Annotated in this window: 22 protein-coding genes; 7 read left to right on the top strand and 15 right to left on the bottom strand. The window is 65.8% G+C overall.

Annotated elements, in window-relative coordinates; genetic code table 11:
• Nucleotides 1-8: 8 nt before the first annotated feature.
• The 3 genes from ACH82I_RS01565 to ACH82I_RS01555 all read right to left on the bottom strand — a co-directional run bounded on the left by ACH82I_RS01565 (nt 9) and on the right by ACH82I_RS01555 (nt 2,150).
• On the bottom strand, nt 9-539 hold the full coding sequence (locus ACH82I_RS01565; RefSeq protein ID WP_413335048.1) for a SixA phosphatase family protein: 531 nt from the start codon (nt 537-539) through the stop codon (nt 9-11).
• A gap of 48 nt (nt 540-587) precedes the next feature.
• Nucleotides 588-1,346 carry an enoyl-ACP reductase FabI gene (fabI, locus tag ACH82I_RS01560; protein ID WP_230744067.1) on the bottom strand — a complete coding sequence of 253 codons (759 nt, stop codon included), beginning with the start codon at nt 1,344-1,346 and terminating at the stop codon, nt 588-590.
• 93 nt (nt 1,347-1,439) lie between these two features.
• Nucleotides 1,440-2,150 (bottom strand): beta-ketoacyl-ACP reductase, encoded by a 711-nt coding sequence (locus ACH82I_RS01555; RefSeq protein ID WP_413335046.1) that lies wholly within the window; start codon nt 2,148-2,150, stop codon nt 1,440-1,442.
• 147 nt (nt 2,151-2,297) lie between these two features.
• On the opposite strand from ACH82I_RS01555, the gene ACH82I_RS01550 reads away from it, so the two are divergent.
• From ACH82I_RS01550 to ACH82I_RS01540, 3 genes are read left to right on the top strand one after another with little or no spacing between them, the layout of a single operon-like run.
• Nucleotides 2,298-2,741 carry a DUF3099 domain-containing protein gene (locus ACH82I_RS01550; RefSeq protein ID WP_413335044.1) on the top strand — a complete coding sequence of 148 codons (444 nt, stop codon included), beginning with the start codon at nt 2,298-2,300 and terminating at the stop codon, nt 2,739-2,741.
• On the top strand, nt 2,738-2,950 hold the full coding sequence (locus ACH82I_RS01545) for a hypothetical protein (RefSeq protein WP_230744070.1): 213 nt from the start codon (nt 2,738-2,740) through the stop codon (nt 2,948-2,950). Before ACH82I_RS01550 ends, ACH82I_RS01545 begins: the two co-directional genes overlap by 4 nt.
• Entirely contained in the window at nt 2,950-3,852 is a 903-nt protein-coding gene (locus tag ACH82I_RS01540; protein ID WP_413335042.1) for an SURF1 family protein, read from the top strand. Before ACH82I_RS01545 ends, ACH82I_RS01540 begins: the two co-directional genes overlap by 1 nt.
• Before the next feature lie 18 nt (nt 3,853-3,870).
• Here ACH82I_RS01540 and abc-f read toward each other — a convergent pair whose 3' ends face one another.
• From abc-f to ACH82I_RS01490, 10 genes are all read right to left on the bottom strand, one after another.
• Nucleotides 3,871-5,469: a ribosomal protection-like ABC-F family protein gene (abc-f, locus tag ACH82I_RS01535; protein ID WP_413335040.1), complete on the bottom strand. Its 1,599-nt coding sequence runs from the start codon at nt 5,467-5,469 to the stop codon at nt 3,871-3,873.
• On the bottom strand, nt 5,466-6,128 hold the full coding sequence (locus ACH82I_RS01530) for a ribonuclease H family protein (protein WP_413335038.1): 663 nt from the start codon (nt 6,126-6,128) through the stop codon (nt 5,466-5,468). The genes abc-f and ACH82I_RS01530 overlap by 4 nt, the downstream gene beginning before the upstream one ends.
• Nucleotides 6,129-6,380: 252 nt before the next feature.
• Nucleotides 6,381-6,716, bottom strand: a complete 336-nt coding sequence (locus ACH82I_RS01525; protein ID WP_230744073.1) for a metal-sulfur cluster assembly factor — start codon at nt 6,714-6,716, stop codon at nt 6,381-6,383.
• A complete protein-coding gene (gene sufU, locus ACH82I_RS01520; RefSeq protein ID WP_413335036.1) occupies nt 6,709-7,188 on the bottom strand; it encodes a Fe-S cluster assembly sulfur transfer protein SufU in 480 nt (159 codons plus the stop codon). The genes ACH82I_RS01525 and sufU overlap by 8 nt, the downstream gene beginning before the upstream one ends.
• Complete coding sequence (locus tag ACH82I_RS01515) at nt 7,185-8,447, bottom strand: SufS family cysteine desulfurase (protein ID WP_413335034.1); 1,263 nt, start codon at nt 8,445-8,447, stop codon at nt 7,185-7,187. Before ACH82I_RS01515 ends, sufU begins: the two co-directional genes overlap by 4 nt.
• Nucleotides 8,447-9,205: a Fe-S cluster assembly ATPase SufC gene (gene sufC, locus ACH82I_RS01510; RefSeq protein ID WP_413335032.1), complete on the bottom strand. Its 759-nt coding sequence runs from the start codon at nt 9,203-9,205 to the stop codon at nt 8,447-8,449. The genes ACH82I_RS01515 and sufC overlap by 1 nt, the downstream gene beginning before the upstream one ends.
• A 21-nt stretch (nt 9,206-9,226) precedes the next feature.
• Complete coding sequence (locus tag ACH82I_RS01505) at nt 9,227-9,550, bottom strand: non-heme iron oxygenase ferredoxin subunit (RefSeq protein WP_413335030.1); 324 nt, start codon at nt 9,548-9,550, stop codon at nt 9,227-9,229.
• Complete coding sequence (gene sufD, locus ACH82I_RS01500; protein ID WP_413335028.1) at nt 9,547-10,722, bottom strand: Fe-S cluster assembly protein SufD; 1,176 nt, start codon at nt 10,720-10,722, stop codon at nt 9,547-9,549. The genes ACH82I_RS01505 and sufD overlap by 4 nt, the downstream gene beginning before the upstream one ends.
• A 34-nt stretch (nt 10,723-10,756) precedes the next feature.
• Complete coding sequence (gene sufB, locus ACH82I_RS01495; RefSeq protein WP_413335026.1) at nt 10,757-12,187, bottom strand: Fe-S cluster assembly protein SufB; 1,431 nt, start codon at nt 12,185-12,187, stop codon at nt 10,757-10,759.
• On the bottom strand, nt 12,184-12,903 hold the full coding sequence (locus tag ACH82I_RS01490; protein ID WP_413335024.1) for a helix-turn-helix transcriptional regulator: 720 nt from the start codon (nt 12,901-12,903) through the stop codon (nt 12,184-12,186). Before ACH82I_RS01490 ends, sufB begins: the two co-directional genes overlap by 4 nt.
• A gap of 103 nt (nt 12,904-13,006) precedes the next feature.
• Between ACH82I_RS01490 and ACH82I_RS01485 the strand changes: the two genes are divergently transcribed.
• From ACH82I_RS01485 to ACH82I_RS01470, 4 genes are read left to right on the top strand one after another with little or no spacing between them, the layout of a single operon-like run.
• Nucleotides 13,007-13,951, top strand: a complete 945-nt coding sequence (locus ACH82I_RS01485) for an ABC transporter ATP-binding protein (protein ID WP_413335022.1) — start codon at nt 13,007-13,009, stop codon at nt 13,949-13,951.
• A gap of 14 nt (nt 13,952-13,965) precedes the next feature.
• Complete coding sequence (locus ACH82I_RS01480; RefSeq protein WP_413335020.1) at nt 13,966-14,751, top strand: ABC transporter permease; 786 nt, start codon at nt 13,966-13,968, stop codon at nt 14,749-14,751.
• An 8-nt stretch (nt 14,752-14,759) separates the two neighbouring features.
• Complete coding sequence (locus ACH82I_RS01475) at nt 14,760-15,662, top strand: COX15/CtaA family protein (protein ID WP_413335018.1); 903 nt, start codon at nt 14,760-14,762, stop codon at nt 15,660-15,662.
• A 16-nt stretch (nt 15,663-15,678) separates the two neighbouring features.
• Nucleotides 15,679-16,089, top strand: coding sequence for a VOC family protein (locus ACH82I_RS01470; RefSeq protein ID WP_230744084.1), 411 nt, complete (start codon nt 15,679-15,681; stop codon nt 16,087-16,089).
• Between the two features lie 39 nt (nt 16,090-16,128).
• On the opposite strand, the gene ACH82I_RS01465 is transcribed toward ACH82I_RS01470, so the two are convergent.
• Complete coding sequence (locus ACH82I_RS01465; protein ID WP_230744085.1) at nt 16,129-17,115, bottom strand: heme o synthase; 987 nt, start codon at nt 17,113-17,115, stop codon at nt 16,129-16,131.
• A gap of 76 nt (nt 17,116-17,191) precedes the next feature.
• Nucleotides 17,192-17,764 (bottom strand): hypothetical protein, encoded by a 573-nt coding sequence (locus ACH82I_RS01460; RefSeq protein ID WP_230744086.1) that lies wholly within the window; start codon nt 17,762-17,764, stop codon nt 17,192-17,194.
• Between the last annotated feature and the right edge of the window lie 80 nt (nt 17,765-17,844).

The raw sequence follows: 17,844 nt of genomic DNA, 5'->3' as shown, positions 1-17,844 counted from the left end.
CCCGGTCCTCAGACTCCGCGGAACACGCGGATCTCGGGGGCCGGGTAGTCCCCGGGTTCGACGTTCCAGCTCTCGAGGTCGAAGACCGCGATCGAGGAGGGACGGAACTCCTCGGGAACTCCGGTGGCCGGGCTCAGGTGGCCGACCACCTCGGCGACGGTGGGCTGATGGCCCACGATGTAGGCGCAGTCGGATTCCGCCGGGATCGAATTGATCGCATCCAACCAGTCCTCGACGCCGCCCTGGTAGAGGGAGGCGTCCTGCCGCAGCTCAAGTCCGCCGACGCTGTCGGCGTCGGCGTCGGCGCCGGCGTCACTGTCATCTCCGGTCACCCGGTTGACGGCCTCGACGACGGCCTGCCCGGTCTGCACCGTGCGCCTGGCCGCCGAGGCGATGGCCACATCGGGTGACCATCGCTCGGCGATCTCCGCCCCCGCTTCGATCGCCTGCGCCAGACCCTTGGGGTTGAGCGAGCGTTCGAAGTCGGTCGGACCTTCGGCCTCGGCCTTGGCATGGCGGGCGAGAATGAGCACAGGCATCGTCGGGCTCCGTTTCGGGCTGCTGCGGGTTGTGTCTCGGGCGCTGAGTCAGGCGCCGGTGGAGTGGAAGCCGCCGTCGACGTGGACCATCTCGCCGGTGGTCGCGGGGAACCAGTCGGAGAGCAGCGCCACGATGGCCTTGCCGGCAGGGGTGGTGTCCTTCTGGTCCCAGCCCAGCGGTGCCCGATCGCCCCACATGTCCTCGAGGGTCCCGAAGCCGGGGATGGAGGTCGCCGCGGTCGTCTTCAGCGGTCCGGCCGAGACGAGGTTGACGCGCACACCGTCTTCGCCGACGTACTTCGCAAGGTAGCGGGCGGTGGATTCGAAGGCGGCCTTGGCCACACCCATCCAGTCGTAGACGGGCCAGGAGATGGTGGCGTCGAAGGTCAGTCCGACGACGCCGGCACCCTTGTTGAGCGCGGGCTTGGCGGCCACGGTGATGGCCTTGAGCGAGTAGGCCGAGACGTGGATGGCCGCGGACACCGATTCCCACGGGGTGTCGAGGAACACGCCGCCGAGTGCGTCCTTCGGGGCGAAGGCGATCGCGTGGACGATGCCGTCGATGTTGCCTTCGAGGCGCTCGGGCAGGGCCGCGAGATCCTCTTCGTTGGTGGCATCGAGTTCGATGACCTTCGGGGTCTGGGGCAGGCGTTCGGCGATGACCTGTGTGATCTTCATCTGGCGGCCGAAGCTGGAGAGGATGACTTCGGCACCCTGCTCCTGAGCGATGCGGGCTGCGGCGAAGGCGATCGAGGCCTCGGTGAGCACGCCGGTGACGAGGATGCGCTTTCCGTCAAGAATTCCCATGGTGGTCCTTTCAGACTGTGTGTGGTCGAACTGAATCGTGTCGAACCTGTCGGGTTCGACGTCTCCGCTGTGAAGTCTAGGCGCTGAGGGGACTCAGTGTCCCATTCCCAGTCCGCCGTCGACGGGAATGACCGCGCCGGAGATGTAGGCGGCCTCGTCCGAGGACACCCAGCGCACGACCTTCGCGACCTCGCTCGCCTCGGCGAAGCGCTTCGCGGGGATGGTCGCGAGGTATTCTGATCGCTGCTTCTCGTCGAGCTCATCGGTCATGTCGGTGCGGATGAATCCGGGGGCGACGACATTGGCGGTGATGCCGCGTGAGCCGAGCTCACGGGTGATCGACCGTGCGAAGCCGACGAGACCGGCCTTCGAGGAGGAGTAGTTCGCCTGTCCCGGGACTCCGTAGAGGCCGGAGACCGAGGAGATGAGCACGATGCGGCCCTGCTTGGCCCGAATCATGTTCGTGATCCCGCGCTTGACCGTGCGGAAGGCACCGGTGAGGTTCGTGTCGACGACGGCTCCGAAGTCCTCGTCGCTCATGCGCATGAGCAGGTTGTCGCGAGTGATCCCGGCGTTGGCGATGACGACCTCGACGGGTCCGAGCTTCTCCTCGATCTCCTGGTAGGCACGGTCGAGGGACTCGGTGTCGGTGACGTCGGCGGCGACGGCCAAGGCGCCTTCGGGCGCGTCACCGTTGCGGGAGGTGACGGCGACCTTGTCGCCCTGGGCAAGGAATTCCTCGGCGATGGTGCGCCCGATTCCGCGGTTGCCTCCGGTCACGAGGACGATGCGTGGTTCTGACAAGAATCTCTCCTGTTGGTGGACAATGATGATTGGTCGATGCTGTCGACCAATGCTGCCGTGACTAACCTATCGTGAACCGCCCCGCGTCGATACGACTCACACAAACGAAGAGTATGATTTTGTAGCAGTAATCGATCGAAGAAGGTTATGGCCAAGCACCCGCAGCAGATCACCACGGCAGACACCGCCCTTGACGACGACATGAAGTCGCGGATCATCAAGTACTCGATCACCATGGGCATCAGGACGTTCTGCTTCGTGGGGGCGTACTTCGCATTCGTCGCCGATCTCCATGTGCTCATGTGGATCCTCGTCGCCGGTGCCGTGCTGCTGCCCTATCCGGCTGTGATCTTCGCCAATGCGGGTCGTGAACGCAGCAGCAACGACTCGACCGCGCTCATCGACTCCGCTCCGCTGGCCGAGTTGCCGCCGTCCACGGGCGAGACCATCTCCTCGGAGACCGTCAGCGGGGACACCGTGAGTGGGGAGACCGTCAGCGGGGACATCGTGCCCGGCGATCTCGCCGAAGATGACGATAAGTCCCCAGCTGCGAATCCCAGCCGTCCTCGGACCAGGGGTGAGGATTCGTGACGGAGCGACTCCAGTGCTCGGCCAAGGCGTGCCGAGCCGATGCCACCCGCGCCGTACTGTGGAACAACCCCGGCCTGCACACCCCCGAGAGGCGCAAGGTCTGGCTGGCGTGTGAGGAACACCTCGAATACCTGCGGCACTTCCTCGACCTGCGCGGCTTCTTCATCGCCGACGTCGACATCGACGCCATCCCCGAAGGAGCAGGCTGATGTCACGCTATTCCTTCCTCTTCAGCGCCCGGTGGCTCAAGTACATCGCGATGACGATCATCGTCGTCATCGCCTGCGTGTGCCTGGCCCTGTGGCAGAAGGATCGCCGTGAGCAGCGTGAGAACGAGATCGCGACGATCAATGCGAACTATTCGGCCGATCCCGTCGACATCGACCAGATCCTTCCCTCCGCCTCGGCGGCGCTCGACGATTCCGATGAGTGGAAGCAGGTCTCCCTCGAGGGCGAGTTCCGCAGCGAGGACACCGTGCTGGCCCGCAATCGCACCGTCAACGATCAGACCGGCTTCTATGTCGTCGTCCCCTTCGCACTCGACTCCGGACAGACGATCGCCGTGGTCAGGGGGTGGATCGCCGATGCCGACCAGGTGCCTGCCACCCCCACCGGACACCAGAGCATCGTGGCTCATCTGCGCCCGGCGCAGGACGGAGCCGACGACGACAATCCGGAGGGCATGATCAAGGCCATCGACCCCGCCCGGATTCCCGGAATGGATGACGCCTACGCCCACGTCTACGGCGAGGTCGCCGACACCACCAACGGGCTGCCCGACGCCGAGGGCCTCACTCCCCTGCCGATGCCCGACCTCAACCCCGGCAACCACCTGTCCTATATGCTCCAGTGGTTCGCCTTCGGCATCATGATCATCATCGCCGTGTCGATCTCGGCCAGGCGAGAGCGCAAGGCCGCTGCCGAGGTGGCCGAACAGTCCACCGGTGAGCCCGATTACGTCGTCGTCGACAAGGCGGCGCTGGCCGCCGGTGCCAAGATCAGCCAGCCGGGCAGCCGCTACGGCCGCAACCGCTTCACCGCCCCCGGTGTCCACGGGCGCGCCGAGGCGGAGGAGGACGAACTCCTCGAGGAGCGGTTCCGCTCGAACTGAGCCGGGCCCGGGCCCGAATCAGGCGAGGCTGACGAGGTCGAGGTAGGTGTCGTTCCACAGGTCCTCGTCCCCGTCGGGCAGCAACAGCACCCGGTCCGGGTCGAGGGCGGAGACGGCTCCCTCATCGTGGGTGACGAGGATGATCGCGCCCTCGTAGCGGCGGATCGCCGAGAGGATCTCCTCACGGGAGGCCGGGTCGAGGTTGTTCGTCGGCTCGTCGAGGAGGAGCACGTTCGCGCTCGAGACCACCAGGGTCGCCAACGCCAGTCGCGTCTTCTCACCGCCGGAGAGCACCCGGGCGGGTTTGTGCACGTCGTCGCCGGAGAACAGGAACGAGCCGAGCACATTGCGCACGGCCGTGTCGTCGAGATGCGGGGAGTTCCGGCTCATGTTCTCGAGCACGCTGCGTTCGAGGTCGAGCGTCTCGTGCTCCTGCGCGTAGTAGCCGAGCTTGAGCCCGTACCCGGGCACGACTTCACCCGAATCCGGGTCATCGAGTCCGGCGAGGAGGCGCAGCAGCGTGGTCTTGCCGGCGCCGTTGTAGCCGAGGATGACCACGCGGGAGCCCTTGTCGATGGCGAGATCGACGCCGGTGAACACCTCCGTGGAGCCGAAGCTGCGGGACAGTCCTTCGGCGGTCAGCGGCACGCGTCCGCAGTCGGCCGGTGCCGGGAAGCGGAGGTTTGCGACCTTCTCGGTGGCGCGTTCGTCGTCGAGACCGGCAAGGAGGCGTTCGGCGCGTTTGGCCATCTGCTGGGCGGCGACCGTCTTCGTGGCCTTCGCCATCATCTTGTTCGCCTGAGCTGTCAGCGCGGAGGCCTTCTTCTCCGCATTCGCCCGCTCACGGCGGCGGCGACGTTCGTCGTCCTCACGCTGCTTGAGGTAGAGGCGGTAGCCCATCGAGTAGATATCGATGGTCTGCCGGGTGGCGTCGAGGAAGAAGACCTTGTTGACGACCTCGTCGATGAGATCGAGGTCGTGGCTGATGACGATGAGTCCGCCCGAGTACCCCTTGAGGTAGTCGCGCAGCCACAGCACGGATTCGGCGTCGAGGTGGTTCGTCGGTTCGTCGAGGATCATCGTGTCCGGAGACGAGAACAGGATGCGCGCGAGTTCGACCCGGCGGCGTTGACCGCCGGAGAGGGTGCCGATCTCCTGGCCGATGAGGTCCTCGTCGAGGCCGAGGTTAGCCGCGATCGCATAGGCCTCCGATTCGGCGGAGTAGCCGCCGGCGGCCATGAATTCCGCTTCGATGCGGGGATAGCGGTCGATGGCCTTGGCCGCGACGTTCTCATCGGGCGAGGCCATCTGACGTTCGGCCTTGCGCAGGCGCTTGACCAGGACATCGAGTTCGCGGACGGAGAGGATGCGCTCCATCCCCGTGGCCTGCAGGTCACCGCTGCGCGGGTCCTGGGGCAGGTAACCGACGGATCCGGAGATCGAAACGTTGCCGCCGGCGGCCGGGTGCCCGCCCATGATCACCTTCGTCAGGGTGGTCTTGCCGGCGCCGTTGCGTCCGACGAGTCCGACGCGGTCACCCTTGTCCACCCGGAAGGACACATCGGACATGAGGGTGCGGGCGCCGACGGCGACTTCGAGACCGGAGGCCTGAATCATTCGTTCTCCAAACTGCGGCCGATGATCTCGGCCAGGAATTCTTGGGGGTGGATGCCGCGGGCCTTCGCCCGGGCGACGAGTTGGTCCGCCTGAGAGGTGGGCACCCGACAGGACACGACGGTGGTGACTTCGCCCTCCGGCGCCGAGGCGGGTGTCGTGTCCTCGCCAGTGGTCGGAGCCGAGGCGGGCGTCCCCGCGGGGACGAATCCGGGACCTTCGGGCACGCTTGTGCCCTTCTGATAGGCCGTGGCCGCCGCCCTCGCGCGGTCATCGGCGGCCTCGTTCATCGCGTGGTTGCTGTGACCCTTGACCCACTCGAATTCGACCTCGCGGCCTGTCAGTGCGGTGTCGAGGAGTTCGAGGAGGTCCCGATTGAGGACTTCCTTCCCGTCGGCCTTCTTCCAGCCCTTGCGTTTCCACCCGGGCATCCATTTGGTCAGGGCGTTGATCACGTATTGGGAGTCGCAGAAGACCTTGAGCTCCTCATCGGCATCGGCGGTGGCCTCGAGCAGGTCGAGCACGGCCATGAGTTCGCCGCGATTGTTCGTCGCGTTCTTCCAGCCGCCCGCACGCCAGCAGTCGTCGTCGATGTACCAGGCCCACCCGGCGGGTCCGGGGTTGCCGAGCGCAGACCCGTCTGCGGCAGCGATGATCGTCAATGGTTCTCCTTGGAAAGTCGGCTTCCATTCTTTCACGTCACCGGCCAGGACAGGCATTCAGGGGCGGTGATCTGCGTGACCAGTCCGGCGTGCCGACGGAACTCGCCGTGGTGCCGACGAGACTCGCCGAGGCGGGGCGTCGGAATCGACGCACCCGCCTCGGCGAGGTGGTGGGCGTCCCCGCGGGGACGTCTGGTCCCGCGATTCGGGACTCGTGATTCAGTTGGATTCGAGTCTCAGCTGGTGCTGAACTCAGATGTTGAACCCCAGGGCCCGCATCTGTTCGCGGCCGTCCTCGGTGATCTTCTCCGGACCCCATGGCGGCATCCACACCCAGTTGATGCGGTAGGCCGGCACGATGCCGTCGAGGCACTGGGCCGTCTGATCTTCGATGACGTCGGTCAGCGGGCAGGCCGCCGAGGTCAGGGTCATCTCGACGACGGCGGTGCCGTCGTCTTCGACCGAGAGTCCGTAGACGAGGCCGAGGTCGACGATGTTGACGCCGAGTTCGGGGTCGACGACGTCCATCATCGCCTCGCGAACCTCGTCGACGCTCGCGTTCTGCGGTGCGTCAATGACTTCAGGCATGTCGTTTCTCCTCACGCGCTGTTTGTGCTTGGTTGAGTGCGTCCTTGAAGGCCACCCAGGACAGGAGTGCGCACTTGATCCTGGCCGGGAACTTCGAGACTCCTGTGAACGCCGCGGCGTCTCCGAGAACATCTTCGTCGGCCTCCATTGTCCCACGCGAGTGCATGAGTTCGTAAAACTGTCCCTCGATCTTCAGCATCCCCTCGATCGTAGAGTCGTCGGCGAGTTCGGAGAGCACCGAGGCCGAGGCCATCGAGATCGAACAGCCGTCGCCGGACCAGCGCACGGCGATCCGCCCGTCCTCGAGCAGCTCGGTTTCGAGCTCGATCTCGTCCCCGCAGGTCGGGTTGACCTGATGGGAGTACCCGTGCGGACCGGCGGCGTTCTCGCCCAGCAGGGCGGAGTTGCCGATCCGGGACCGCGAATGGTCGAGGATGACCTGTTGGTAGAGCTGCTGCATCTGAGTGCTCATGAGGCCTGCTCCCCCACCCCGAAGAACGGCCGCACCTCGGCGAGGGCGGCGAGGAACCGCTGGCAGTCCTCGACGTTGTTGTACAGGTAGGTGCTCGCCCGCGTCGAGGCGGTGACCCCGAAACGACGGTGCAGCGGCTGAGCGCAGTGGTGGCCGACCCGCACAGCCACGCCCTGCGAGTCGAGGTACTGTCCGACATCGTGGGCGTGGACGCCCTCGACATCGAAGGCCACGGTCCCGATCCGCTGCTCGGCAGAGCCGAGGACGCGGATGCCCGGGATCTCGGCGATGCCGTCCAGCAGCACCTCGGCGAGTTCGCGTTCGTGGGCATAGACGTTCTCCAGGCCCACCTCGGCGAGGTAGCCCACGGCCGTGGCGAAGGCCGCGACCTCGGCCACGGGCTGGGTGCCGGCCTCGAAGCGCTGGGGTGCGGGCATGAACTCGGTGTTCTCCATGGTCACGGTCGTGATCATCGATCCCCCGGTGAGCACCGGCGGCAGCGCGTCGAGCAGCTCAGGCTTGCCCCAGAGCACACCGAGCCCGGTGGGTCCGAGCGCCTTGTGCGCGGAGAACGCCGCGAAGTCGACGTCGAGGTCGACGAAGTCCACGGGCATGTGCGGCACGGACTGGCAGGCGTCGAGCACCACAGCGGCGCCGACAGCGCGGGCCCGGGCGACGAGCGTGTCGACGGGGTTGACGGTGCCGAGGACATTGGACACGTGGGTGAAGGCGAGCACCTTCGTCGTCTCGTCGACGATCGAGTCGAGTTCGCTCAGGTTGAGTTCGCCGGCCTCGGTCACCGGCAGCCAGCGCAGGCTCGCTCCGGTCGAGGCGGCCAGCTGCTGCCAGGGGACGAGATTGGCGTGATGCTCCATCTCGGTGACGACAATCGAGTCGCCTTCTCCGATGGCGAAGCGCTTCGCCGCCTCACCCCCGAAGCCGTGGCTGGCCCGGTCGATGCCGAGTGCCACGATGTTGAGCGCCTCGGTGGCGTTCTTCGTCCAGCACACCTGTTCGGGTGCTCCTCCGACGAGTCCGGCGACGGCCGCGCGGCCGCCCTCGAAGGCGTCCGTGGCCCGCACCGCCAGCGTGTGGGCACCGCGGTGGACGGCGGCATTGCGCTGGGCGTAGTACTCGGTGAAGGTATCGATCACACACTGCGGCTTCTGGGAGGTCGCACCGGAGTCGAGATAGGACAGCGGCAACTCCCCGACCCTCTCATCGAGGATCGGGAAATCGCCTCGCAGCCGTGCGAACATCAGGCCGTCGGTGCGAAGAAGCGGTCGTAGCCTTCGGCCTCGAGGCGGTCGGCCAGTTCCGGTCCGCCCTCTTCGGCAACCCGGCCCTTGATGATCACGTGCACGTGATCGGGCTTGATGTACTGCAGGATGCGCGTGTAGTGGGTGATGAGGAGGATGCCGACATCGGTCGATCCCTTGACCCGGTTGACGCCCTCGGAGACGATGCGCAGGGCGTCGACGTCGAGGCCGGAGTCGGTCTCGTCGAGCACGGCGAACTTCGGCTTGAGCATCTCGAGCTGGAGGATCTCGTGACGCTTCTTCTCACCGCCGGAGAAGCCCTCGTTGACATTTCGGTTGGCGAACTCGGGATCGACCCGCAGGCTCTCCATCGCGGACTTGAGGTCCTTGGTCCAGTGACGCAGCTTCGGCGCCTCACCGTCGATGGCGGTCTTGGCCGAGCGGAGGAAGTTCGTCACGGTCACGCCGGGCACCTCGACGGGGTACTGCATGGCCAGGAACAGGCCGGCCTTCGCCCGCTCGTCCACGGACATCTCGAGCACGTCTTCACCGTCGAGGGTGACCGATCCGGAGGTCACTTCGTACTTCGGGTGACCGGACAGGGAGTAGGCGAGGGTGGACTTGCCCGAGCCGTTGGGGCCCATGATGGCGTGAGTCTCGTTCGAGTTGATCTCGAGGTTGATGCCGTTGAGAATCGGCTTCGGACCGTTTTCGGTGTTGACGCTGACGTGCAGGTCTTCGATCTTCAGGTTGGACATGACAATCCTTTGTTCTTCGTTTCAGTTCAGGGTCGTGGTCGGGTCGAGCAGGATGCGGCCGGCGATCTCCTTGCAGTCGTAGACCGCGACGGGTTCGAATGCCGGTGGGCTCAGCGGCTGACCGCTGGTGAGGTCGAAATGCGAGCCGTGCAGCCAGCATTCGATGGCGCAGCCTTCCACCTCGCCCTCGGCCAGGGAGACCTCGCCGTGGGTGCACAGGTCGTCGATCGCATGGATCCGACCGTCGGAGTCACGGGCGATGCAGATCTCGTGGTTGTCCACTTCGATGCGTATCGTGCCTCCGGGGGCCACCTCGTCGGCGGCCGCCACGTCGATCATGGTCACAGAACGCTCCGTGAGAGCTCGTCCTCGATTCGTTCGTTGAGGACCTCTTCGATCTCGGGGACCTGGATCTTCTGGATGACCTCGTTGAAGAATCCGCGGACCACGAGCTGACGGGCGACATCCTCGGGGATGCCGCGGCTCATCAGGTAGAACAGGTGCTCCTCGTCGAAGCGACCGGTCGAGGAGGCGTGTCCGGCACCGGCGATGTCGCCGGTCTCGATCTCGAGGTTCGGCACCGAGTCCGCCCGAGCCCCATCGGTGAGGATGAGGTTGCGGTTGAGCTCGTAGGTGTCGATGTCGAGGGCCTCGGGGCGGATGAGGACATCGCCGATCCATACGCTGCGCGCGTCCTTGCCCTGCAGGGCCCCCTTGTAGTGGACGTTCGACTTCGCCTTCGGCGTGTTGTGATCGATGTAGGTGCGGTGCTCGAAGTGCTGTCCGGCATCGGCGAAGTACAGGCCGAGCAGTTCGGCCTCTCCCCCGGCAGCGGAATAGCGCACGTTCGTGTTCAGGCGCACGATGTCACCGCCGAGGCTGATGACGATGTGCTTGAGCTTCGCATCCTTGCCCACGATCGCATCGTGCTGGCCGAGGTGCTGCGATTCGTCGTCCCAGAGCTGCAGCGACACGAAGGTCACGTCCGCGCCGTCGCCGATGACCAGCGACACGAGCTCGGAGTACCGGGCCGGTCCCTCGTGCTCGACGACGATGGTGGCCTTGGCGTTCGCACCGACGGAGACGACCACATGGCCGTGGGTGATCTCATCGCCGGTGCCGTCGGCGTGGATGATCGCCGCCTGGTCGAGTTCGGTGTTCGCGGGCACCGAGTAGTGGGTCACGGTCTTCGCACGGTTCGCAGCGACGGCGGCTGCCCGGTCCTCGGGTTCGAGGATGCCCAGCTCCTGTGCGGCATCGAGCGAGATCTCCTCGACCGAGATGCCCTCGGGCAGTTCGTTCGTCACCTGCAGGTCCGCCTCGGTGCCGGCATCGGTGAAGAACTCACTGAGCTTGCGCACCGGGGAGAACCGCCATTCCTCCTCACGTCCGGTCGGGACGGGGAAGTCGGCGGTGGCGAAGCTGCGTGTGCGTGCGTCCCGCTTGGAATCGGGAACCTGGACGCCGGCGCCATGAGAGTGCTCATCGACGCCCAGCGGATTGGTGGTATCAGTCACTGAATAAACTCCTTGGTGTGGACGGCGGTGGGGATCAGCCCACGGCCCCTTCCATCTGCAGTTCGATGAGGCGGTTGAGCTCGAGTGCGTATTCCATGGGCAGCTCGCGAGCGATCGGCTCGACGAATCCGCGCACGATCATCGCCATCGCCTCGGTCTCCTCCATGCCGCGGCTCATCAGGTAGAAGAGCTGGTCCTCGCTCACCTTCGACACCGTGGCCTCGTGACCGAGGGTCACATCGTCCTCGCGGATGTCGATGTAGGGGTAGGTGTCGGAGCGGGAGACGTTGTCGACGAGCAGGGCGTCGCAGAGGACGTTGTTCGACGAACCCTCGGCACCGGGGTGGACGTGGACGAGGCCACGGTAGCCTGCGCGTCCCCCGCCGCGGGCCACGGACTTCGAGACGATCGAGGAGTGCGTGTGCGGAGCGGCGTGGACCATCTTCGCACCGGTGTCCTGGTGCTGTCCCTCGCCGGCGAAGGCCACGGACAGGGTCTCTCCTCGAGCGTGTTCGCCGGTCATCCAGATGGCCGGGTACTTCATGGTCACCTTCGAGCCGATGTTGCCGTCGACCCATTCCATGGAGGCGCCCTCTTCGGCGATCGCGCGCTTGGTCACGAGGTTGTAGACGTTGTTCGACCAGTTCTGGATCGTCGTGTAGCGGACCTTCGCATCCTTCTTCGCGACGATCTCGACGACGGCCGAGTGCAGGGAGTCCGTCTTGTAGATCGGCGCCGTGCAGCCCTCGACGTAGTGGACGGAGGAGCCTTCGTCGGCGATGATCAGGGTGCGTTCGAACTGGCCCATGTTCTCGGTGTTGATACGGAAGTAGGCCTGCAGCGGGATCTCGACGTGGACGCCCTTGGGGACGTAGACGAAGGAGCCGCCGGACCACACGGCAGTGTTCAGAGCGGAGAACTTGTTGTCCCCGGCCGGGATGATCGAGCCGAAGTACTCCTCGAAGATCTCCGGGTGCTCGCGCAGACCGGTGTCGGTGTCCATGAAGATGACACCCTGACGCTCGAGCTCCTCGTTGATCTGGTGGTAGACGACCTCGGACTCGTACTGAGCCGCGACGCCGGCGACGAGGCGCTGCTTCTCCGCCTCGGGGATGCCGAGCCGGTCATAGGTGTTGCGGATGTCCTCGGGCAGATCCTCCCACGAGGTGGCCTGACCTTCGGTGGAGCGCACGAAGTACTTGATGTCGGCGAAGTCGATGCCGGTGAGGTCCGCACCCCAGTTGGGCATGGGCTTCTTGTCGAAGAGCTTCAGGGCCTTGAGTCGACGGTTGAGCATCCACTCGGGTTCGTCCTTGAGCTTCGAGATGTTGCGCACCACGTCCTCGCTGAGGCCGCGCACCGCGGTCGCACCGGCGTCGTTATCGTCGTGCCAACCGTATGCGTACTGCCCGAGGTCTTTGAGCTCGGGGTTGGCATCGATGATCCGATTTCCTGTGTCAGTCATCGTGAACCTCCTTGAGGTCGATCATTGCTGTGAATGAGTGGTCTGGTGAGTTCCGAGGTGGGAATGTGGGTGGTGCAGACATGGTCCCCGTGCGCCAGCGACGAGAGCCTGCGCACATCCACGCCGAGGTAGTCCGAGAACATCTCGAGCTCCGCTTCGCAGATCTCCGGGAATTCCGAGGCCACCGCTTGGATCGGGCAGTGTCCCTGGCACAGCTGCATCGCTTCGAGCGGGGTTCCTGCCGCAACCGGGGTCGCCGAGGCGGCATATCCTTCCCTGGTCAGCGCGGCCGCCAGGGCTCGGGAGCGGGACGCCACGGTGGTGCCGCCCCTCCTGTCGAGTTCTCCGCCGAGGCGGTCGCGGAGCTTGGCCACGAAATCCTCGGTGTATTCCTCGACGGCTTCCCCGCCATCGCGATCCTTCATGAATTTGAGGATGTTGACGGCCAGCTCATCGTAGGAATGGCTGACGGAGCCGTGTCCACGCGAAGTGACCACATAGTGCCTGGCCGGACGTCCCCGCCCCGACTGCTTCCCGGCGAATTCGCGCACCTCGATGAGGTCCTCGTTCTCGAGGGCATCGAGATGGCGGCGGATCGCCGCCGGAGTCAGGTCGAGGGCTTTGGCCAGTGACGAAGCGGTGATGGGGCCTTCGTCGAGCACGGAGCTGAAGACCTTCTGCCGGGTTCGGCGATCTTCCGTGTCGTTTGCAGCCATTTTCCACCTCCTTGACTAACACAACAATATTGTTGCGTAATTTGTTTCGTAAAACTAGGTGAGCCTAACCGCACGAGGATTCGACCGCCCGTAGAATGGTCGGGTGTCAGAATCGGCTCTCACCATTCGCGGTCTCCATTACTCGTACGGCGCACACCACGTCGTCGACGGAATCGACCTCGACGCCGCGCCGGGATCCATCCTCGGCGTGCTCGGCCCCAATGGTGCGGGCAAGTCGACGACGATCTCCCTGGCCGTCGGCACGCGTGCCCCCGATGCCGGTCGGGTCGAGATCTTCGGCCATGACCCCCACCGCGAACACGAGACGACCTCGCAGCTGGCCGGGGTGATGCTCCAGGACGGCGGACTGCCGATGGGTGCGAAGCCGCTCCAGGTCCTCCGTCATCTCGCGTCCCTCTACTCGGATCCGGTCCCCGTGGACGAGCTTGCCGACCCTCTGGGTCTCCATGAGTTCTCCACGCGCACGATCCGGCGGCTCTCCGGCGGACAGAAGCAGCGGGTGGCTCTGGCCGCGGCCCTCATCGGCCGTCCCCGGTTGGTCTTCCTCGACGAACCCTGCGCCGGACTCGACCCGCAGGCCAGGGAGGTCGTCCACGACTTCATCCGGGATCTCGCCGCCGGCGGGGTGACCGTGGTGCTGACCACCCACGACCTCGCCGAGGCGGAGGAGCTCGCCGACGAGGTCGTCGTCATCGATCGCGGACGGATCATCGCCCAGGGCGCCCCGGAGGAGCTGCGCAACGCCTCCCCCGCAGGTCGACGCCTCGACATCCGCGTGGCCGAAGGCCCGACGGCTGCACCGCAGACCGACCAGGACCGTGCGCGTCTGCTCTCTGCCATGGACGCCGTCGCCCCCACCTCGGCGACCGGGTCCAGTCTCATCGTCGACGGGGAGCTCGACAGCCACCAGATCGCCCGCCTCTGCACCCTCGTCGCCGAGGCGGGGCTGACGATCACGGACATCGACATGCATTCCCAGTCCCTGGCAGATGTGTTCTTCGAGCTCACGGGCAGGCCGCTGCGATGACTGAGAAGCCTGCTATGACCGGGACACCCGCGACGACTCAGTCACCGGCGGTGACGAACTCCCCCGCGCTGCGGACCAAGCGGATCTCCGCCCAGGTGCGATTCGAAACGGTCTCCGTCCTCCGCAACGGCGAGCAGCTGCTGCTCTCCCTCATCCTGCCTCTGGGCATGCTCGTCTTCCTTGCGAAGACCCCGCTGCTCGATGCCCTCGGGGCCATCCCACACGGTGGGGACCCGCTGATCGTGGCGCTGCCGGGAGCGCTGAGCCTGTGCCTGGCCTCGACCGCGTTCACCGGCCAGGCAATCGCGACCGCCTTCGACCGTCGCTACGGCGTGCTCAGACAGCTGGCGACGACGCCGCTGGGCACGAGCGGTCTGATCCTCGGCAAGCTGGGCGCGGTCATCGCCGTCATCATCATCCAATTCGCCCTCGCCTTCGCCATCGCCGCCGTGCTCGGCTTCACCGGGCCCGTCGACGTGCTCGCACTCGTCTGCGGCACGCTCCTGGGCACCGCCGCGCTGCTCTCCCTGGGTCTGCTCATGGCCGGCACCGTCCGCGCGGAGGCGACCCTGGCGGGAGCCAATCTCATCTGGGTGCTCATGGCCGGGGCGGGCGGCCTTGTCATCGCCCATCCAGGCGAATGGGGCACACTGGTCGGATACCTTCCGTCCGGCGCCCTGGGCGAGGCGATGCGCGCGGCTCTCGACGGGGCGGGCTTCGACGTCAAGGCAATGATCGTGCTCCTCGTATGGGGGCTGCTGGGAACGCTTGCCGCACGCAGGTGGTTCCGATTCGAATGAGGAGAGAAGTGGTCACAACCAGGATTCGCATCGCCGCATGGGCCATGCTCATCGCGCAGGGCGGAATCATCTTCACCGGCGGCATCGTCCGCCTCACCGGGTCCGGCCTCGGCTGCTCGGACTGGCCCAAATGCACCCCGGACTCGCTCGTGGCCACCCGCGAGATGGGCATCCACGGGGCCATCGAGTTCGGCAACCGCCTGCTCGCAGTGGCCTTGGCGATGCTCGGCGTGCTCATCCTCATCATGCTCTGGCGCGCCCGGAAGCGGCGCCCCGACCTGTTCTGGCTCAACCTCGGTCTGCTGGCGATCGTGCCCGTCCAGGCCGTGGTCGGCGGAATCACCGTCTGGACGAAGCTCAATCCCTGGGTCGTCGCCGGCCACTTCGTGCCCTCGGCCATCGCCGTCGGGGTCGCCGCCTACTTCGTCAGGCGCACCTATGACACCGGGGTCAGGCTCAAGACCAAAGCCCCGGCACCGCTGCCGGTGCTCGGCTGGATCATCCTCGCCCTGACCGCTGTCATCGTCCTCTTCGGAGTCCTCACCACCGGTGCCGGACCGCACTCGGGGTCGACGATCTCGACGCGCAACGGCTTGGACAACGTGTGGATCACCCGCACCCATGCCTTCCCCGTCTGGCTGCTCGTCATCGTCACCGTCATCGGCCTGGTGCTCGCGTTCCGGCGCGGGCAGACCACCATGGTCCGCACCCTCACCGTGCTCCTCATCGTCGAACTCGCCCAAGGGCTCATCGGCTACGTCCAGTATTTCAACGGCGTTCCCGTCCCCCTGGTGGCCTTACACATGATCGGTCTCTCGGCTACCATTGCGGCAAGCGTTGCCGTCCTGGACAGCGCATATCCGAGGAGCACTCATCCCGACGCCGATAGTTCCGTGCCTGTGGTTTCCTGATCACGCCGAGGAGGCGATGGAGTTCTACTGCTCCGTCTTCCCGAACTCGCACATCGTCTCCATCGAACGCTACCCGGACGAGTCCCTCGATCCGCACTATGCGGGCATGAGCGGGAAGGTCATCACGGGCGTCTTCTTCCTCGACGGAAATCGCTTCATCTGCCTCGACGGCGGTCCGGCCTTCACCTTCAACGAGGCGATCTCGATGACCGTGGAATGCGCCGGGCAGGCCGAGATCGATCACTACTGGTCAGCACTGTCCGCGGTGCCCGAATCCGAGCAGTGCGGCTGGCTCAAGGACAGATACGGGGTGAGCTGGCAGATCGTGCCGGACAACCTCGGCGAACTGATGACCGGGGACGCTCAGGTCAAGGCGTTGATGGGAATGAAGAAGATCGTCATCGATGACCTCGTCAATGCGCGCTGAGGCTCAGCGACAGCAGCGCTGAGACTCAGGCGCTGAGGCTCACCAGATGCCGGGGATGAGCGTGTCGACGAAGGGGTCGATCGCGACGGCGAGGAAGAGCAGCGAGAGATAGGTGATCGATCCGTGGAAGACCTTCATCGCCCGCAACGAAGTGCCGTTGAGGCCCTTCTTCGCGCGTGAGACCAGGGCGTAGCACGACCACAGGAACCAGGCGCCGGCGAGCACCGCGACGACGGTGTAGACGGGTCCCATCGGTGCGACCGGGATGAGCGCGAGCGAACAGGCCACCATCGCCCAGGTGTAGAGGATCATCTGTCGGCCCACCGATGTCGGCGGGACCTTCGAAGGCAGCATAGGAACGTCGGCGGCGTCGTAGTCGGCTTTGTACTTGATCGCCAGGGGCCAGTAGTGCGGCGGGGTCCAGAAGAAGATGACGAGGAACAGGATGAGCGGTTCCCAGGACAGGCTCCCGGTCACGGCCGACCAGCCGATGAGGACGGGCATACATCCCGCGGCGCCGCCCCACACGATGTTCTGCGTGGTGCGTCGTTTGAGGATGAGCGTGTAGAAGACGGCGTAGAGGAGGATCGCGCAGGCGGTCAGGCCCGCCGCGACCCAGTTGGTGAATCCGCCGAGCCAGAAGATCGACCCGAGCCCGAGTGCGCAGGCGAAGATCAGTGCCGCACGGGGAGAGATCTCACCTGTGACGAGGGGACGGTCCTTCGTCCGATCCATCTTCGCATCGATGTCACGGTCGACATAGCAGTTGAACACCGAGGCGGACGCAGCCGCAGCGGCTCCGCCGATGAGGGTGTTGAGGACCAGCCAGAGGTTCGGCATGCCCTGCGCGGCGAGGAACATCACCGGGGCGGTGGTGACGAGCAGGAGCTCGATCACCCGGGGCTTCGTCAGCGCGATGTAGGCGCCGATCTTCGACCGTGTACGTGGGGAGTGGCTCTGTTCGTCGATGGTCCTCTGCAGAGGCCGTTCGCTCTGCGTGTCCGGGTTCTGACGAAGTTCACTCACGGGTCCGATTCTACCCTCTGTCGAATTTTTTGCCAGTCGGCCCGACCTGTGTTGCCCACTCGGTCGCGACGGCCTCTCAGTCACGCTGATCTCGTCCGCTCTGCTCGCGGCCGCGCTGGCGGACGATGTTGACGATGAAGGCGATGGTCGCCGCGATCGGTGCCAGCAGGACGGCCTGGACGACCACGGTGGAGACGAGGCCCAGCGCCGCCGTCGACGACTCGGAGGCGAGGACGGACAGATCCACACCGAGTCCGAGAACTCCGGCGACGAGGCTGTAGATGAGGGTCGTGAACCAGGCGAGGCCGCCGCGGCGAGCGGTGAGCATGACGATGAGGGAGGCGACGAAGGGAAGGACCAGCACCGCGGTGAAGGCGAGCCACCCCAGCAGTGCGGCCACGTCGACGGGGGCGCGCAGCGGCTGCCCCAGCGCCGAGGCGACGGCGATGGTGACGATGGCGAACAGAACGGGGACGATGGGACCCGCAGCCAGCAGCCGGCGGCGTTCCCGGGATTCGGGAACCGAGGAAGCGGTGGCGATGCGGTGCGTCGGGCGGGAATCTGCCGCAGTCCGCGGCGCCAGCGTTGATCGGGATGGGGACAGAGACGATCGAGGTGAGGACAGAGACGTCCGGGTCGAATTCGTCATCGGCTGTGCTCCCTCGCCCACCGTGTTCCCTTCTGCTCGTCGACTGCGTGCAACCGCAGGGTCCGATCTGGTCTGATCTG

Source organism: Brevibacterium sp. GP-SGM9 (assembly GCF_047300845.1).
In the GTDB taxonomy this organism is placed as follows: Bacteria; Actinomycetota; Actinomycetes; order Actinomycetales; family Brevibacteriaceae; genus Brevibacterium.
This window is presented reverse-complemented; position numbering and strand designations above follow the sequence as displayed.

Bases quoted from the DNA above. Each gene is read 5' to 3' on its own strand.
- fabI (WP_230744067.1), bottom strand. From the start codon at position 1,346: ATGGGAATTCTTGACGGAAAGCGCATCCTCGTCACCGGCGTGCTCACC.
- ACH82I_RS01525 (WP_230744073.1), bottom strand. From the start codon at position 6,716: ATGCCTGAAGTCATTGACGCACCGCAGAACGCGAGCGTCGACGAGGTT.
- sufC (WP_413335032.1), bottom strand. From the start codon at position 9,205: ATGTCCAACCTGAAGATCGAAGACCTGCACGTCAGCGTCAACACCGAA.
- ACH82I_RS01515 (WP_413335034.1), bottom strand. From the start codon at position 8,447: ATGTTCGCACGGCTGCGAGGCGATTTCCCGATCCTCGATGAGAGGGTC.
- ACH82I_RS01470 (WP_230744084.1), top strand. From the start codon at position 15,679: ATGGAGTTCTACTGCTCCGTCTTCCCGAACTCGCACATCGTCTCCATC.
- abc-f (WP_413335040.1), bottom strand. From the start codon at position 5,469: ATGATTCAGGCCTCCGGTCTCGAAGTCGCCGTCGGCGCCCGCACCCTC.
- ACH82I_RS01480 (WP_413335020.1), top strand. From the start codon at position 13,966: ATGACCGGGACACCCGCGACGACTCAGTCACCGGCGGTGACGAACTCC.
- sufB (WP_413335026.1), bottom strand. From the start codon at position 12,187: ATGACTGACACAGGAAATCGGATCATCGATGCCAACCCCGAGCTCAAA.
- sufU (WP_413335036.1), bottom strand. From the start codon at position 7,188: ATGAGCACTCAGATGCAGCAGCTCTACCAACAGGTCATCCTCGACCAT.
- ACH82I_RS01490 (WP_413335024.1), bottom strand. From the start codon at position 12,903: ATGGCTGCAAACGACACGGAAGATCGCCGAACCCGGCAGAAGGTCTTC.
- ACH82I_RS01460 (WP_230744086.1), bottom strand. From the start codon at position 17,764: ATGACGAATTCGACCCGGACGTCTCTGTCCTCACCTCGATCGTCTCTG.
- ACH82I_RS01540 (WP_413335042.1), top strand. From the start codon at position 2,950: ATGTCACGCTATTCCTTCCTCTTCAGCGCCCGGTGGCTCAAGTACATC.
- ACH82I_RS01565 (WP_413335048.1), bottom strand. From the start codon at position 539: ATGCCTGTGCTCATTCTCGCCCGCCATGCCAAGGCCGAGGCCGAAGGT.
- ACH82I_RS01550 (WP_413335044.1), top strand. From the start codon at position 2,298: ATGGCCAAGCACCCGCAGCAGATCACCACGGCAGACACCGCCCTTGAC.